This is a genomic window from Mycetocola sp. 2940, from assembly GCF_040548835.1.
Classification (GTDB): Bacteria; Actinomycetota; Actinomycetes; order Actinomycetales; family Microbacteriaceae; genus Mycetocola_A.
In genome coordinates this window covers 1-15277 of record NZ_JBEPSK010000028.1, presented here as the reverse complement: position 1 = coordinate 15277, position 15277 = coordinate 1, and the positions used below count along the sequence as shown (strand labels likewise).

At 66.5% G+C, this 15277-nt stretch carries 11 protein-coding genes and 1 tRNA gene; 8 read left to right on the top strand and 4 right to left on the bottom strand.

The genetic code is table 11. From position 1 onward, the window contains the following. Positions 1 to 207 precede the first annotated feature (207 nt). Positions 208 to 1170 (bottom strand): putative endonuclease domain-containing protein, encoded by a 963-nt coding sequence (locus tag ABIE24_RS17625; protein ID WP_354502284.1) that lies wholly within the window; start codon positions 1168 to 1170, stop codon positions 208 to 210. Between the two features lie 330 nt (positions 1171 to 1500). On the opposite strand from ABIE24_RS17625, the gene ABIE24_RS17620 reads away from it, so the two are divergent. Beyond that, entirely contained in the window at positions 1501 to 4029 is a 2529-nt protein-coding gene (locus ABIE24_RS17620; protein WP_354502281.1) for an ATP-dependent Clp protease ATP-binding subunit, read from the top strand. A 59-nt stretch (positions 4030 to 4088) separates the two neighbouring features. Here ABIE24_RS17620 and ABIE24_RS17615 read toward each other — a convergent pair whose 3' ends face one another. Next, positions 4089 to 4592, bottom strand: coding sequence for a COG4315 family predicted lipoprotein (locus ABIE24_RS17615; protein WP_354502278.1), 504 nt, complete (start codon positions 4590 to 4592; stop codon positions 4089 to 4091). A 191-nt stretch (positions 4593 to 4783) separates the two neighbouring features. Here ABIE24_RS17615 and ABIE24_RS17610 point away from each other — a divergent pair, with 191 nt between their 5' ends. Further along, complete coding sequence (locus tag ABIE24_RS17610; RefSeq protein WP_354502275.1) at positions 4784 to 5290, top strand: sigma-70 family RNA polymerase sigma factor; 507 nt, start codon at positions 4784 to 4786, stop codon at positions 5288 to 5290. After that, positions 5287 to 6006, top strand: a complete 720-nt coding sequence (locus ABIE24_RS17605; RefSeq protein ID WP_354502272.1) for an anti-sigma factor family protein — start codon at positions 5287 to 5289, stop codon at positions 6004 to 6006. Before ABIE24_RS17610 ends, ABIE24_RS17605 begins: the two co-directional genes overlap by 4 nt. Positions 6007 to 6027: 21 nt before the next feature. Here the strand turns inward: ABIE24_RS17605 and ABIE24_RS17600 are convergent, their stop codons facing one another. Further along, positions 6028 to 6954 carry a Ppx/GppA phosphatase family protein gene (locus tag ABIE24_RS17600; RefSeq protein WP_354502269.1) on the bottom strand — a complete coding sequence of 309 codons (927 nt, stop codon included), beginning with the start codon at positions 6952 to 6954 and terminating at the stop codon, positions 6028 to 6030. Between the two features lie 33 nt (positions 6955 to 6987). On the opposite strand from ABIE24_RS17600, the gene ABIE24_RS17595 reads away from it, so the two are divergent. The 4 genes from ABIE24_RS17595 (at position 6988) to ABIE24_RS17580 (ending at position 13625) form a co-directional block, all read left to right on the top strand. Further along, positions 6988 to 7506 carry an amino-acid N-acetyltransferase gene (locus tag ABIE24_RS17595; protein WP_354502267.1) on the top strand — a complete coding sequence of 173 codons (519 nt, stop codon included), beginning with the start codon at positions 6988 to 6990 and terminating at the stop codon, positions 7504 to 7506. Positions 7507 to 7704: 198 nt separating this feature from the next. Then, on the top strand, positions 7705 to 12333 hold the full coding sequence (locus ABIE24_RS17590) for an ExeM/NucH family extracellular endonuclease (RefSeq protein WP_354502265.1): 4629 nt from the start codon (positions 7705 to 7707) through the stop codon (positions 12331 to 12333). Between the two features lie 90 nt (positions 12334 to 12423). Continuing rightward, complete coding sequence (locus tag ABIE24_RS17585) at positions 12424 to 13041, top strand: hypothetical protein (RefSeq protein ID WP_354502263.1); 618 nt, start codon at positions 12424 to 12426, stop codon at positions 13039 to 13041. Positions 13042 to 13232: 191 nt separating this feature from the next. Continuing rightward, positions 13233 to 13625 (top strand): SseB family protein, encoded by a 393-nt coding sequence (locus tag ABIE24_RS17580; protein ID WP_354502260.1) that lies wholly within the window; start codon positions 13233 to 13235, stop codon positions 13623 to 13625. Between the two features lie 4 nt (positions 13626 to 13629). On the opposite strand, the gene radA is transcribed toward ABIE24_RS17580, so the two are convergent. Further along, positions 13630 to 14988 carry a DNA repair protein RadA gene (gene radA, locus ABIE24_RS17575; RefSeq protein ID WP_354502257.1) on the bottom strand — a complete coding sequence of 453 codons (1359 nt, stop codon included), beginning with the start codon at positions 14986 to 14988 and terminating at the stop codon, positions 13630 to 13632. A gap of 104 nt (positions 14989 to 15092) precedes the next feature. Between radA and ABIE24_RS17570 the strand changes: the two genes are divergently transcribed. After that, a tRNA-Ser gene (locus ABIE24_RS17570) sits at positions 15093 to 15182 on the top strand. The last annotated feature ends 95 nt before the right edge of the window (positions 15183 to 15277 follow it).

Genomic DNA, 15277 nt, shown 5'->3' with positions numbered 1-15277 from the left:
GAAATGAACGACCGGCCCCGCAAACGACTCGAGTTCGCGAAGCCGGCCGAAGTCATCGAACAGGTGCTGTTGCAATGACCGCTTGAAACCGCCCGGGCATTCGGTGCTTAAGCGTCACCGGAAGGGATGCCGCGCCCGTCCCGATTCCGGTGACGCAAGATCCCCGAATGGGCGCGTATTCGGTGCTTAAGCGTCACCGGAAGGGCGTCAGGAGCGCCAGCCGCGCGACTCGAGCGCCTCACGAACCCGCGCGACCAGCACCGCGCGTCGCCCGATGAGCGCCGACGAAACCTGGATCACGATCCAGCCCTCGCGGCGGAGCGCTTCGAGGCGCTCGACATCCTTCGCGTAGAGCGACCCATGAAGCTGCCCCTGGTACTCGATGGCGATGCGATACCGCGGGTACGCCAGATCCACACACGCCAGGAACCCGCCATCCCTGCCGTAAACATCGGTGTTGAGCACGGGCTCCGGCAGCCCGGCCGTGACGAGGATCAGCCGGCAGAGCGATTCCATCGGCGACCACGCGTCTTCGCGGATGAGCTCGAGCGCCGTACGGAGGCGGGTTGCTCCGACGCGTCGACCCGCCCCGAGCGCGGCAGCGAGTTTCGCCCGGGTCGCGAGCGGTTCTCGCCCGACATCCGGTCGCAGGAATCCTTCGCGCCACACCCTGCAGAAGTAGTCGCCGATCATCACGAGGCTTTCGACCGGCAACGAACCGAGCGACGCCCACACCGATGCTGCGGAGGCGACGCGCAGCCCGGCAAGATCCGTCGTCGTCGTGGTCCGCCGGTCGGCGCGATGGCCCCGGACGCCGCGGCCCCGCGGGAGCCCGGCGTTGCCGAACACCGAGACGTCCAGAAGTGCACCGACAGGCAGGGTGACCGGCGCACCCCAGAGGGCTGCTGCCGTCTGGTGGCTGAAGAACTCCACCGCGCGCATCCGGGTCGCATAGGCCATGGCACGGGTTCGCTCCTCCTGAACCCGGTCCTCCGGCGCTGCACGATCCCGGGAGCGCGTGCTCGTGCTCGCGGGTATGGCGCGGACGCCGCGAAAGGGAGACTCGAGATCGGTGCCGGCGAGACGGCGGCGACCGACGCCGAGAGCCTGCGCCTCGGCGAAGCTGAAGACGGATCCGAGCTCGGGGGGAAGCGGCCGCGGTGTTCTCATGGAGGCATCGTGGCAGGTGGCTTCGTGCTTCGTGAACGTTGTCCACAGCCTGGCGAGGACGTTCCCATGACGCAAAAGCCCCGAATGGCGACGCATTCGGGGCTCTTGATCAGGCAATCCCGGACCGAGACTGCGACCCTCAGTTCGGTGTCCCGCAACCACGGGGCCGTTTCGCGCAACGTCGCGTCCCCGAGATTGCCTGATGTGGGGCTGCCGCCTTTCGCACAGCTTCGCTGCGCGCACAGCGAACAAGGCCCCATTGGGAACCGGTGGTCGTTACGCTCTTTTTAACGGTGTCCCCATCCCTGCCCGGGCGCCCAAGGAGCGAACATGTTTGAGAGATTTACCGACCGCGCTCGTCGCGTCGTCGTCCTGGCCCAGGAAGAGGCCAAGATGCTCAACCACAATTACATCGGTACCGAGCACATTCTGCTCGGGCTCATCCACGAGGGCGAGGGCGTCGCAGCGAAAGCTCTCGAGTCGCTCGGTATCTCACTGGACGCCGTCCGTGAGCAGGTCCAGGACATCATCGGTCAGGGCCAGCAGCAGCCGACCGGTCACATCCCCTTCACGCCGCGTGCCAAGAAGGTGCTCGAGCTCTCGCTCCGCGAGGCCCTCCAGCTCGGCCACAACTACATCGGCACCGAGCACATCCTGCTCGGGCTCATCCGTGAGGGTGAGGGTGTGGCCGCGCAGGTGCTCGTCAAGCTCGGCGCCGACCTCAACCGGGTGCGCCAGCAGGTCATCCAGCTCCTCAGCGGTTACCAGGGCAAGGAAACCGCCCAGGTCGGCGGCAACACCACCGAGACGACCGCGCAGGGCGGATCCCAGATCCTCGACCAGTTCGGACGCAACCTCACCCAGGCTGCCCGCGACAACAAGCTCGACCCGGTCATCGGCCGCGAGAAGGAAATCGAGCGGGTCATGCAGATCCTCTCCCGCCGGTCCAAGAACAACCCCGTCCTGATCGGTGAGCCGGGCGTCGGCAAGACCGCCGTCGTCGAAGGGCTCGCCCAGGCCATCGTCAAGGGCGAGGTGCCCGAGACGCTGAAGGACAAGCAGCTCTACTCCCTCGACCTCGGTTCGCTCATCGCCGGAAGCCGTTACCGCGGTGACTTCGAGGAGCGGCTGAAGAAGGTCACCAAGGAGATCCGCACCCGCGGTGACATCATCGTCTTCATCGACGAGATCCACACCCTGGTCGGAGCGGGTGCAGCCGAGGGCGCGATCGATGCCGCAAGCATCCTGAAGCCTCTCCTCGCCCGTGGGGAACTGCAGACCGTCGGCGCGACGACGATCGACGAGTACCGCAAGCACTTCGAGAAGGATGCCGCGCTCGAGCGCCGGTTCCAGCCGATCCAGGTCGCCGAGCCGTCGCTTCCCCACACGATCAACATCCTCAAGGGACTCCGCGACCGGTATGAGGCTCACCACAAGGTGTCCATCACCGACGGTGCGCTCGTCGCTGCGGCCAACCTTGCCGACCGCTACGTCGCCGACCGGTTCCTTCCGGACAAGGCCATCGACCTGATCGACGAAGCCGGCGCCCGCCTGCGCCTCTCGATCCTGTCGAGCCCGCCTGAGCTCCGCGAGTTCGACGAGAAGATCTCCGTCGTCCGCGGTGCCAAGGAAACGGCCATCGAGGACCAGGACTTCGAGAAGGCCGCGTCGCTCCGCGACGAGGAGAAGAACCTCCTCGGCGAGCGGCTGCGCCTCGAGAAGCAGTGGCGGTCGGGTGACGTGAAGACCACGGCGACGGTGGACGAAGGTCTCATCGCCGAGGTGCTTGCGCAGGCCACCGGCATCCCCGTGTTCAAGCTCACCGAGGAAGAGTCGAGCCGGCTCGTCTTCATGGAGAAGGCGCTTCACCAGCGCGTCATCGGCCAGGAAGAAGCCATTTCGGCCCTGTCGAAGACCATCCGCCGAACCCGTGCCGGTCTGAAGGACCCGAAGCGCCCCTCCGGCTCTTTCATCTTCGCCGGCCCCACCGGTGTCGGTAAGACGGAGCTGGCCAAGGCCCTCGCCGAGTTCCTGTTCGACGACGAAGACGCCATCATCTCCCTCGACATGAGCGAGTACGGCGAGAAGCACACGGTCTCGCGACTGTTCGGCGCCCCTCCCGGATTCGTCGGATTCGAAGAGGGCGGGCAACTGACCGAGAAGGTCCGCCGCAAGCCGTTCAGCGTCGTGCTCTTCGATGAGATCGAGAAGGCCCACCCCGACATCTTCAACTCCCTGCTCCAGATTCTGGAAGAGGGACGCATGACGGATGGTCAGGGCCGCCTCGTCGACTTCAAGAACACCGTCATCATCATGACCACGAACCTCGGTTCCAAGGGCATCGCGGGCGGACCCGTCGGGTTCCAGATCGAGGGCGACACGACGGCGACCTACGAGATCATGAAGGCGAAGGTCACCGAGGAGCTCAAGAAGCACTTCAAGCCCGAGTTCCTCAACCGCGTCGACGACACCATCGTGTTCCCGCAGCTGTCGAAGCCCGAACTGCTGCAGATCGTCGATCTGTTCACGAAGCGCCTCAGCCAGCGTCTGCTCGACCGGGACATGACCATCGACCTGACCCTCGCGGCGAAGGAGCGACTCATCGAGGTCGGGTTCGACCCCGCCCTCGGTGCCCGACCGCTGCGTCGCGCGATGCAGAACGAGGTCGAGGACCGACTCAGCGAGAAGATCCTGCACGGCGAGCTCAACTCCGGTGACCACATCCACGTGGACTTCGCTGAAGGCGAGTTCGTCTTCGTGACCAAGCCCCGCGGAGAGACCGTCGGAGCAGGGCTGAACTCCGGCCGGTCACTCGGTACGGGATCGGTCACCCCTGACCTCGCCATCACCGGCGACTAGGGGCCAGACCGAAAGGCCGGGAGGGTTCGCCCTCCCGGCCTTTCGGCGTTCCGCCGCGCTCAATGACCTGAGGAGTCTGCGACGGCGTCGATCTTGTTGCCGTCAGGGCCGACAACCCACCAGACGTCACTGACGCCCTGCCCGGTCACATCGCCTGGGGCCTCGTCAGGGGCGTACAGGTAGAGCGGAAGCCCGTTGAGCGTGACCTGGAGCGACCCGTCATCGCGCGTGATCGTCGAGACCTCGCCGGTGACACCGTCCACCGTCGGGCTTTCCTTCGTCGTCGCGACCGGGGGCCATGCAGCCAGGCACTCGCCCGAGCAGGCTGACTTCCCCGAGTCCGCCGTGTCCTTGTCGAAGATGTACACGGTCATCCCGTCGCCGTCCACGACGATCTCGCCGAGGGAGGTGTCGGCGATCGCCAGTTCGGCCTCGCTGGTCTCAGCCGGCGATTCGGAGGGCGCGGGTGGGGCGTCGGCCGCCGGAGTGTTCGAGGCGCATCCGGTCAATCCCACGAGGCTCAGGCTGAGAGCGGCAAGTGTGAAGATCACTTTCCTGTTCATGTTCGTCTTCCAATCTGCGGGAGAGGGACGGATTCACCCCTCAGCAGGAATACGACGCCGGATTCCGAAAAGTTCAGCCCGGGTCCCTGCCGGGCGGGGCGGCAGGGCGAGTAGATTGTGGCGCCACGACGAAGCCGGCCCGAGGTGAACCGAACGACGGGCTGTCTCGTAGTTTCAGTACGGAGGTGAGAATGTCGACTGAGCAGCCCGATCTGCTGCGTGCGCTGCACGACGAGCATTCCGGTGCGCTCACACGGTTCGTCTACTCCCTGACCGGTGACAACGCCTTCGCCGAGGACATCGTCCAGGAGACCCTGCTCCGCGCCTGGAAGCACCCCGACGTGCTCGAACAGAGCACAGGATCCGCTCGCGCCTGGCTCTTCACGGTGGCCAGGAACCTGGTCATCGACGACCGGCGAAGCGCCCGTCACCGCCACGAAACCGCGACGGGCGTCGTTCCGGAACGCCCAAGCCCCGACGGCACCGATGCGGTCCTGGATGCCTGGCTGGTGTCGGACGCCCTCGCCTCCCTCTCGGAGGAACACCGGGTGGTCCTCGTGCACACGTACTACCTGGGGCGTTCGGTCGCGGAAACGGCGACCGTTCTCGGTGTGCCGTCCGGAACCGTGAAATCGCGGATGCATTACGCGTTGCGGGCGATGCGCCTCGCGCTTCAGGAGAGGGGAGTGACCCAGTGACCGTCGGCCACGATGTGTATCGAGAGTGGGACGCCGCGTACGTACTCGGGGCGCTGAGCCCGGAGGAGCGACACGCGTTCGAACGCCACCTCGGCGACTGCGCCCGGTGTTCGGCTGCTGTGACGGAACTCGCCGGTATGCCCGGTCTGCTTGGGCTTCTCAGCTCCGCAGACGCCGGCGCTGCCGGCGATGGCGGGATCACTCTCCGAGAGGGCGCGCACGAGCGTGTCACCCTCCAGAAACTCGCCGCTGCAGTTCAGGCGGATCGCAAACGGACCCGGCGGCTGGTGGCAGGAGCGGCGGTGATCGCCGCCGGCCTTCTGGTCACCGCCGGAATCGCGCTGGGGGCGACGGTGATTGCTCCCGGCGGTGCGACGCCCGCCGCCGCGACGTTCGAGATGGCGCCGCTCGCGTCCGGGACTCTGACCGCTGACATCGCGGTGACGCCGAAGAAGTGGGGCACCCTGCTCGCCTGGGAGTGCCGGTACGAGGACCCGCCATGGGCGGATCCCGCGAGCGACCCGGCCGAGGTGCCCGAGTATGCACTCGTGGTCACCCAGACCGACGGCATCGAAATCGTCGTCGCCACCTGGCGCGCAGCGGGAGAGCGCGCGGCCGGACTTTCTGCGGCGACGAGCATCCCGACCGACGACATTTCGAAGGTTGAAATCCGGACGCTGCCTGAGATGCATGCCCTGGCGCGGGCGACGCTGTGAGGCGGCGATTCGAGCGCGGGCTCAGGCCAGACGGTCGAGGTAGCGCAGCAGCACGCCCTCCCGCGTGGCCCACGGTGACACGTCCAGTTCGCGCACGTTGAAAGCGGCCATGGCCTCGCTCAGAACGATGCCGCCGGCCACGATCTGGAACGTCCTGTCGGTCGTGATTCCCGGGAGCGCCGGCCTCGACTCCGCCGGGATCTGCGCCAGCCGCGGAACCCAGTCGTCGAGGCGGTTCCGCCGCAGGGTGAGGCGGTCCTCATCGCCGACACCGTCGGACTCCGATCCGGCGAGCCGGGCGAGTGAGCGAATCGTCTTGGACGAGCCGACGATCTGTCCAGGTTTACCGTGCCCGGAGAATTCGCTCCGCGCCGCCTCCAGCACACCGCGGGCGTGGTCGCGCAAAGCGTCCTGCTGGGCCTCGGTCGGCGGGTCGTCGTGCAGGAAACCGATCGTCGAGCGTCCTGCGCCGAGCGGGAGTGAGAGCGCGACTTCGGGCTCTTCGTCCTTGCCGAGCGCGATCTCGAGGGAACCGCCCCCGATGTCGAACAGCAGAATGGTGCCGGCCGACCAGCCGTACCAGCGCCGAACGGCGAGGAATGTGAGCCTCGCCTCCTCTTCACCGCTCAGCACCTGCAGGTCCAGACCGGTCTCGTGTTCGATCAACGCGAGGACCTCTGGACCGTTCGCCGCCTCGCGAATGGCCGACGTCGCCATGGGAAGCAGTTCATCGAGGTTGCTCTTCCGGGCGATCCGCGCGGCATCCCGGATCGCCCCGACCAGCGACGAAACGCCTTCCTCGGTGATGGCGCCATCCGCGTCGATGTAGCGCATCAGCCGGAGCACCGATTTGTGCGAGGCCTCCGCGACCGGTCGGGCGCCTCCGTGAGCGTCGACAATCAGCAGGTGAACGGTGTTCGAGCCCACATCGAGCACTCCGAGTCGCATACCCACAGGGTACCGCTCGCTAAACTTGCGCTCATGACGAAGCCGGCGTTCCCCGAATACACCGTGCGTCGCGCACGTACCTCCGATGTCGCGGCCATCCGGACGCTGATCGAACCCCTCGTCGCCGAGCGCATCCTGCTCGGCAAGGAACGCGTCGTCTTCTACGAGTCGGTACAGGAATTCCGTGTGGCCGAGACCGCGGACGGGACGCTGATCGGATGCGGGGCTCTGCACGTGATGTGGGAGGACCTCGGCGAAGTTCGCACCCTGGCCGTCGATCCGGCCTGGCTCGGCGCCGGCGTCGGCCGCGCGATCCTCGAACGGCTCGAGGCTGACGCCCGAGAGCTCGGGCTGTCACGGCTGTTCTGCCTGACCTTCGAAGTCTCCTTTTTCTCACGCAACGGCTACGGCGAGATCGGCGAGGGGGTCATCGACCCCGAGATCTACTCCGAGATGGTGCGATCCTCCGATGAAGGTGTCGCCGAGTTCCTCGACCTTGCCCGGGTGAAGCCGAACACCCTCGGGAACTCACGGATGCTGAAACTGCTCTGATCTGCTCATTTGTTGGTTCTCTTGTGGGGGCGCACCCGCGTGGATAGCTTTTACTAACTGTTTACCCGACGGGTGGATTGGCGTCAGGCGGCGACCGTAGCGTTGCGAGTGTTGCTGCCGCTGACCCCTGGCCAGTGGCGCAATGGAGCGCGCCGGCCGGTGCGCCGCTTTCACCGTCGACGAACTTTCGGGAGACCAATGTTGCTGTCCAAGCGCCTCGGGCGTACCACCGCCCTCGCCTCACTCCTTGGTCTCGCGGCCGCGCCCCTCGCGGTGCTCCCCGCTTCGGCCAGTGTCGACGGCACAGGGGTCGTGATCAACGAGGCGTACCTCTCCGGCGGAAGCGCGGGGGCTGCCTTCACCCACAAGTTCGTCGAGCTGTACAACCCGACCGACACTCCGATCGACATCAGCGGCTGGTCGCTCCAGTACCGCTCGGCCGGCCAGACCGCCGCCTTCACGGGCGTCGGTGCCCTGACCGGGTCGATCCCCGCGGACGGCTACTACCTCGTCGGCATGAACAGCAACGGTACCGTCGGGGCGAGCCTTCCGACGCCGGATGCCACGACCACCGTCACCCCGAGCGGCACGAATGGCACACTCGCCCTCGTCTCCTCCGGAACCCCGATCGCTCCCGCGGCAGGCTCCGTGGCCGGCGCGCCGGGCATCGTCGACCTGATCGGCTACGGGACCTCCAACACGTTCGAGACTGCGGCAGCGACGTCTCCGTCCAGCAACGCCGACGTTCGAAGCCTCAACCGCACCGCGTTCGGCGACACCGACAACAACTCTGCGGACTTCAGTCTCTCCGCAAGCATCACGCCGCAGAACTCTGCGGGCACGGAGCCAGTCGACCCGCCGATCGACCCGCCGATCGACCCCGAGGAACCGACCGATCCTCCGGTCGAGCCGGGCGCTGTGACGGTCGCTGACGTCCAGGGAACCGGTGACGCCAGCCCGCTCGCCGGAACCACCGTCACGAGCTCGGGCGTCGTCACAGCCGTGTACGCGACCGGCGGCTTCGACGGCTACTACCTCCAGACCCCCGGCACCGGCGGCGCATACGCGGGCCAGTCGGCATCCGACGCGATCTTCGTCTATTCGCCCAGCACGGCGGCATCCGTCCAGGTCGGCCAGTATGTCGAGGTCACGGGGGTCGTTTCCGAGTACTTCGGACTGACCCAGGTCACCGTCGCCGCCCCATCCGACCTGACCCAGCTCGACGCCTCAACCGTGAGCGCACCCGTCGCGGCCGCGGTCGACTATCCGACGAGCGCCGTCGACCGTGAACGCCTCGAGGGCATGCTGATCGCGCCGGCCGGCGACTACACCGTCACCGACGTGTTCTCCACGAACCAGTACGGCGAGATCGGACTCGCAGCGTCGACCACGCCGCTGGTCAACCCCACCGTGCTCGGGGCCGTCGGAACGGCTGAGCACGCAGCAGCCACAGCCCGGTTCGCCGCCGAACTCGTCACGCTCGACGACGGTTCGACCCTCAACTTCCTGAGCTCGTCGAACGGGGGAGCGAACAAGAACATCCCGCTCCCGTACCTGACTCCCGACGCTCCCGTGCGCGTGGGAGCGCCGGTGACTTTCACGAAGCCGGTGATCCTCGACTACCGCAACAACAACTGGAAGTTCCAGCCCACGACCCAGCTGACCGCCGCGAACGCGGCGACGGTTCAGCCGGCGACGTTCGCCAACACGCGGACCGCTGCCCCGGAGGACGTCTTCGGTGACCTCACCCTCGCTACCTTCAACGTGCTGAACTACTTCGCCACAACGGGAGCGGAGCGCACCGGCTGCACCTACTTCACGGACCGTGCGGGTAACCCGATCACGGTGAACGATTCGGATGCTCCCGGTTGCGGCGTTCGGGGAGCGGCGAACGCCGACAACCTGGCCCGTCAGCAGGAGAAGATCGTCACCGCTATCAACGCCCTCGACGCCGACATCGTCTCGCTCGAGGAGATCGAGAATTCGGCGGCTGTCGGCAAGGACCGCGACTTCGCACTCGGTGTTCTCGTCGATGCGCTCAACGCCGACGCCGGCAGTGACGTCTGGTCGTTCGTGGCATCGCCCGACGCCGTGCCCGCCGACGAGGATGTCATCCGCACCGCCTTCATCTACAAGGCAGACGCCGTCGAAACGGTCGGCGAGAGCCGCATCCTGCTCGACTCACCGGCCTTCGGGAATGCGCGCGAGCCGAACGCGCAGGCGTTCCGGCCCGCCGGTGGAGCTGACTCCGAAACCTTCCTCGTGATCGCCAACCACTTCAAGTCGAAGAGCAACGGAGGCGCCACCGGCGACAACGTCGACACCGGCGAAGGGGCATACTCGGGCGACCGGGTGCGCCAGGCGACAGCACTCGTTGCATTCGCCGAGGAGCTGAAGACCGAATTCGACACCGAGCGGGTGTTCCTGACCGGCGACTTCAACGCATACGCCAAGGAATCGCCGATCGCGGTGCTCGAGAACGCGGGCTACGTCAGCCAGGGGGCCAAGACCGGCGAGCACACGTACCAGTTCGGCAAAGCCGTCGGCTCGCTCGACTACGTGTTCGCGTCCGGCGAGGCGGACGCATCCGTCACCGGCGCCGACATCTGGAACATCAACTCCGTCGAATCGATCGCGCTGGAGTACTCGCGGTACAACTACAATGCGACGAACTTCTACGCCCCCGACGTGTACCGCTCCAGTGACCACGACCCGATGATCATCGGCATAGACGCCAGCGCCACGACGAAAGTCATCAACCTCCTGAACATCAACGACTTCCACGGCCGGATCGACGCCAACACGGTGAAATTCGCGGGCACCGTCGAGTCCTTGAAGGCGCAGTTCGCGCCTGACCAGTCGCTGTTCCTCTCCGCCGGCGACAACATCGGCGCGTCGCTCTTCGCGTCGTCGTCGCTTCAGGACCAGCCCACCATCGACGTGCTCAACGCGCTCGCGCTTGCCGCGTCGGCTGTGGGCAACCACGAGTTCGACCAGGGCTACGACGACCTCGTCGACCGGGTGATCGACGATGGCCAGAACGCGCGCTTCCCCTATCTCGGCGCAAACGTCTACCTCGATGGAACAACGACTCCGGCCCTCGACGAGTACGCGATCTTCGAGGTCGACGGCGTCGAGGTAGCCGTGATCGGCGCGGTGACCGCGGAGACCCCGACCCTGGTCTCACCAGCCGGTGTGGCGAACCTGGACTTCGGCGACCCCGTAGAAGCCGTGAACCGGGTGGCAGCGCAGCTGACCGACGGGGACGAATCCAACGGCGAAGCGGATGTTCTCGTGGCGGAATACCACGAGGGCTCCGGAGCGCCCAGCGGCTCGACCCTCGAACAGGCGATTTCTGCCGGCGGCGCCTTTGCCAACATCGTGACGGGGACGTCGGCGGACGTCGACGCGATCTTCACCGGCCACACCCACGCCCAGTACGTCTACGATGCTCCCATTCCCGGTGTGGACGGCGCGACCCGTCCGATTCTCCAGACGGGAAGCTACGGTGCAAACATCGGCCAGATCGTGCTGACTGTGGACAACAGCACCGGCGACGTTCTCGATTACGAAGCACGCAACGTCGCCCGCCTCACGACCGCCGACGCAGATCTCATCGCCGCCTACCCGGCCGTCGCGGAAGTCAACCGGATCGTGCAGGCAGCGATTGCTGAGTCGAACGTGATCGGGCAGCAGGTCATCGGATCGGCCACGGCCCCGATCACCACCGCGTTCCTCGACGGAGAGCGCGACGACCGCGCTTCAGAATCGACGCTCGGCAACTTCGTGGCCAACGCGCTCGTCGACTCACTCGCGTCACCCGATCGTGGCGGCGCCGAAATCGGCGTCGTCAACCCAGGCGGACTGCGGGCTGAGATCGACGCGGGCGACATCACGTACGCCGAAGCGAACGGGGTGCTGCCGTTCCTCAACAACCTCTGGACGACATCCCTCACCGGGGCCCAGTTCAAGACGATGCTCGAACAGCAGTGGCAGCGGGATGCGAACGGCGACGTCCCGACGCGGTCGTACCTGCAGCTCGGACTGTCGGACAACGTGACCTACACCTTCGACCCGGCGCGGGCAGAGGGCGACAGGATCACCAGCATCACGGTAAACGGCGCACCGATCGGCGCAACTGAGACATACCGGATCGGTTCCTTCAGCTTCCTGCTCCAGGGCGGCGATAACTTCCGGATCTTCACCGAGGGCGCCGACACCCGGGATTCCGGCCTCGTCGACCGCGACGCGTGGATCGCCTATCTCACGGCCAACAGCCCGGTCTCGCCGAGCTTCGACCGCCGTTCGGTTCAGGCCACCGGCATCCCGACCGGTCCGGTGGTTGAGGGAAGCACGGTAACCCTCAACCTCGCGCTGCTCGACCTGACCTCCCTCGGCAGCCCGGTGAACACGCTCGTCACCGCGGCGATCGACGGCACCACCGTCGCGACCGCACCGGTGACCGCCGGGGCAACCACCGTGTCATTCACCGTCCCCGACGGTCCCGGTGCCAGGACGTTGACGATCGTCGCCCAGGAGTCAGGCACCACCGTCACCCTGCCGCTGACCGTCTCAGCAGACTCGCCGGCACCCGGGGACGGAAACGGCAACGGAAACGGGAACGGAAACGGCAACGGAAACGGGAACGGGAACGGGAACGGGAACGGGAACGGCAACGGAAACGGCAACGGAAACGGGAACGGGAAGAGCAGCACCGGTTCACTCAGCACCACCGGTGCAGAGCTCGCTCCGGGGATGGCGCTGGCGCTCGCGCTGCTCGTGGCCGGAACCGGCGCTCTCGTTGTGAGCCGCCGCCGTAAGGCATAACCACACGCGGACGACGCGCGGAGGGACGCAATCGCGACCCTCCGCGCGTCGCGCGTGTTCCGGCATCCGCCCGCTGGATATCCTGAACCCATGTCGACCAACGAACGCAACGGCCGCGAGCCACGCAGCGTCTACGTTCGCCGCCGGCTGTGGGTCCTTGCCGGTTTCATCGCCGTCGTGGCGATCATCGCCCTGGTGATCTGGAAACCCGGCTCGACGTCGGACGCCTCCCCGCGGGAATCGCCGCGGCCTCAGGTCTCCTCGTCGCCCTCGCCGACGCCGACCGCGACTCCAGGCGCCGTGGCCGACTGCGCCGAAGACGATGTCACAGTCGAGGCGCTCACCGATAAGGACACGTATGCTGCGGGGGAGCTTCCGCAGTTGTCCCTGCAGATCACCAACTCGAGCGATGTCGCGTGCAGCATCAACGTCGGGACAGCAGCCCAGGTTTTCACCATCAAGAGCGGCAGCGACGTGTACTGGACCTCGACGGACTGTCAGGTCGAGCCGGCGGATGCCGTCGTCGCCCTCGAGGCAGGACAGGTCGTCGCCTCGGCCGCCCCGATCGCCTGGGACCGAACGCGATCGACGCCATCGACGTGCGACGGGGAACGTCCCGCCGTTCCCGCGGCGGGGGCCTCGTACCACCTCACGACCGCCGTCGGCGGCTTCGAGAGCGAGACGTCGAAGCAGTTCATTCTCGGCTGATCTCGACTGGACATTGGGGGTTCGACTCCGTCGAACCCCCAATGTCCGCTCGATCTGGCAGGCCCGCCGGCTTCGCCCGCGGCCCTGCCAGATTTCGGGTTTCGACCGTCGGGGCAAGCGTGCGGCGCCGCTCAACCCGATCGTGTTCGAAAGCTCCGCTTTCGAACACGATCGCTGGAAGGATAGACGTCATGTCGAAGAAGAAGCAGCAGCCGTCCTTCCGCTCGCAGGCGCTTGCAGAAGCACTCGAAGCCCAGGACATGGCCGCTGTCGCGTTTGCGCTGCGCAACGACCGTGTCGTCGTGCCGCTGCTCAAGGCCGGTCAGCGCGACAAGCCCACAGACGCCGGTGAGGTCTGGACCTACCGGCAACCGGAGTCAGGACGGCTGGCCTTGCTCCTGTTCTCCGACGCCGCAAACAAGCCGGCTGCGCTCCCGCCGGTCGTCGGCCTGCAGGACGGTGTCTGGCTGCACACGTTCCTGCGCACCCACGGCAGCGAGATCGAGACGGTCTTCTTCGACATCGCGGGTCCCCACCCCATGCAGGCGACGCCCGACGAGTTGTTGCGGGTCCTCGCGCTCTGACCGGTCAGAACGCCCGGTCAAGTTCCTGATCGAAGGCAGACCCCGCGGCGCTTTTTGCCGAGGCGAGGGCCTCGCGGATGCTGCCGACCGTCGCGTCGACGATGGTGCGGTAGCCCAGGCGCCGGGCCTCGCTGGTGCGCTGTTTGGCTGCCGCCACCGGTCGGACTTCGCCGGCCAGTGAGATCTCGCCGAATGCCGCGAAGTCGTGGGGAACCGGGTAGTCCGAAGCGGCCGACGCGATCGCAATGGCAATCGCCAGGTCGGCACCGGGCTCGGTGAGTTTCACCCCTCCGACTGTGGACACGTAGACGTCTTTATCGTGCAGTTTGATCCCCGCCCGCTGTGACAGCACAGCGAGGAGCATCGCCACCCGCGACGAATCGACGCCGTTGGTCACACGACGTGGGTTCGGCATCGGGGTGTCGAGCACGAGGGCCTGGATTTCAACGGGGATCGCGCGTTTTCCTTCCATCGACACCGTGACGCACGTGCCGGACACCGCCGCTCCACGGCTGAGGAACAGAGAACTGGGGTCGGGGACCTCGGCGATGCCGTCACCGGTCATCTCGAAGCATCCGACCTCGTCTGTCGGCCCGAAACGGTTCTTCAGGGCGCGAACGAACCGGAGGGAGGTGTGCCGGTCGCCCTCGAACTGGCAGACCACGTCGACGAGGTGTTCGAGGAGACGTGGGCCGGCGATGCTGCCGTCTTTGGTGACGTGCCCGACGAGGAGCACAGGCAGGCCGCGTTCCTTCGCGACGCGAATGAGCGTCTGGGCGACCTCCCGGACCTGGCTCGGTTGCCCGGCGATGCCGTCGGACAGCGGGCTCGACACGGTCTGCACCGAGTCGACGATCAGGAGTTGCGGCTTCACGGCGTCGATCTGCCCCAGCACGACACCGAGATCGGTCTCTGCGGCGAGAAACAGGTTCTCGCTCAGGGCGCCCGTGCGCCGCGCGCGAAGCTTGACCTGGTTCACCGACTCCTCAGCGCTGACGTACAGCACGCGTGACTTCGCCTTGGCCGCCTTCGCGGCCACCTCGAGAAGCAGCGTCGACTTGCCGACACCCGGCTCGCCGGACAGGAGGATCGCCGCGCCCGGAACGATGCCCCCACCGAGCACTCGGTCGAATTCGTCGATTCCAGTGGGCCAGTGCGCGACATCCGCCTCAGTGATCTCGGTGATGGGACGTGCGGAGCGGTCGGCTGACAGCGAAGCTGCCGTGACCCTCTGCACGATGCCGGTCTCGACGGAGACGTCGAGAACGGTGCCCCACTGCTGGCATTCACCGCACCGACCCGCCCACTTGAGGGTCTGCCAGCCGCACTCGGTGCACTTGAAGGTCGAGGTCGGTTTAGCCATGGACCGAGCTTATCCGCGGGGTACGACACCGATGGTGTGCGCCGCGACCGGTGTGGAGCGGGTCAATTCGCGTCGGCCCCCTCCGATCAACTACACTCGACGGCGGTGGCGTGTCCGAGCGGCCGAAGGTGCAACTCTCGAAAAGTTGTGTGCGTGAAAGCGCACCGTGGGTTCAAATCCCACCGCCACCGCCATTGTGATGTGTCGGGACATCGTTGACAAATGTGTCGAGACATTCTTGAAAACCCTCTCCTTCGGGAGGGGGTTTTCGTCATTTCTTGGCTTGATA

What these genes read in the sequence shown, in the direction of transcription:
- ABIE24_RS17625 (WP_354502284.1), bottom strand. Translation starts at nt 1,170, where the DNA reads ATGAGAACACCGCGGCCGCTTCCCCCCGAGCTCGGATCCGTCTTCAGC.
- ABIE24_RS17620 (WP_354502281.1), top strand. Translation starts at nt 1,501, where the DNA reads ATGTTTGAGAGATTTACCGACCGCGCTCGTCGCGTCGTCGTCCTGGCC.
- ABIE24_RS17615 (WP_354502278.1), bottom strand. Translation starts at nt 4,592, where the DNA reads ATGAACAGGAAAGTGATCTTCACACTTGCCGCTCTCAGCCTGAGCCTC.
- ABIE24_RS17610 (WP_354502275.1), top strand. Translation starts at nt 4,784, where the DNA reads ATGTCGACTGAGCAGCCCGATCTGCTGCGTGCGCTGCACGACGAGCAT.
- ABIE24_RS17600 (WP_354502269.1), bottom strand. Translation starts at nt 6,954, where the DNA reads ATGCGACTCGGAGTGCTCGATGTGGGCTCGAACACCGTTCACCTGCTG.
- ABIE24_RS17595 (WP_354502267.1), top strand. Translation starts at nt 6,988, where the DNA reads ATGACGAAGCCGGCGTTCCCCGAATACACCGTGCGTCGCGCACGTACC.
- ABIE24_RS17590 (WP_354502265.1), top strand. Translation starts at nt 7,705, where the DNA reads ATGTTGCTGTCCAAGCGCCTCGGGCGTACCACCGCCCTCGCCTCACTC.
- ABIE24_RS17585 (WP_354502263.1), top strand. Translation starts at nt 12,424, where the DNA reads ATGTCGACCAACGAACGCAACGGCCGCGAGCCACGCAGCGTCTACGTT.
- ABIE24_RS17580 (WP_354502260.1), top strand. Translation starts at nt 13,233, where the DNA reads ATGTCGAAGAAGAAGCAGCAGCCGTCCTTCCGCTCGCAGGCGCTTGCA.
- radA (WP_354502257.1), bottom strand. Translation starts at nt 14,988, where the DNA reads ATGGCTAAACCGACCTCGACCTTCAAGTGCACCGAGTGCGGCTGGCAG.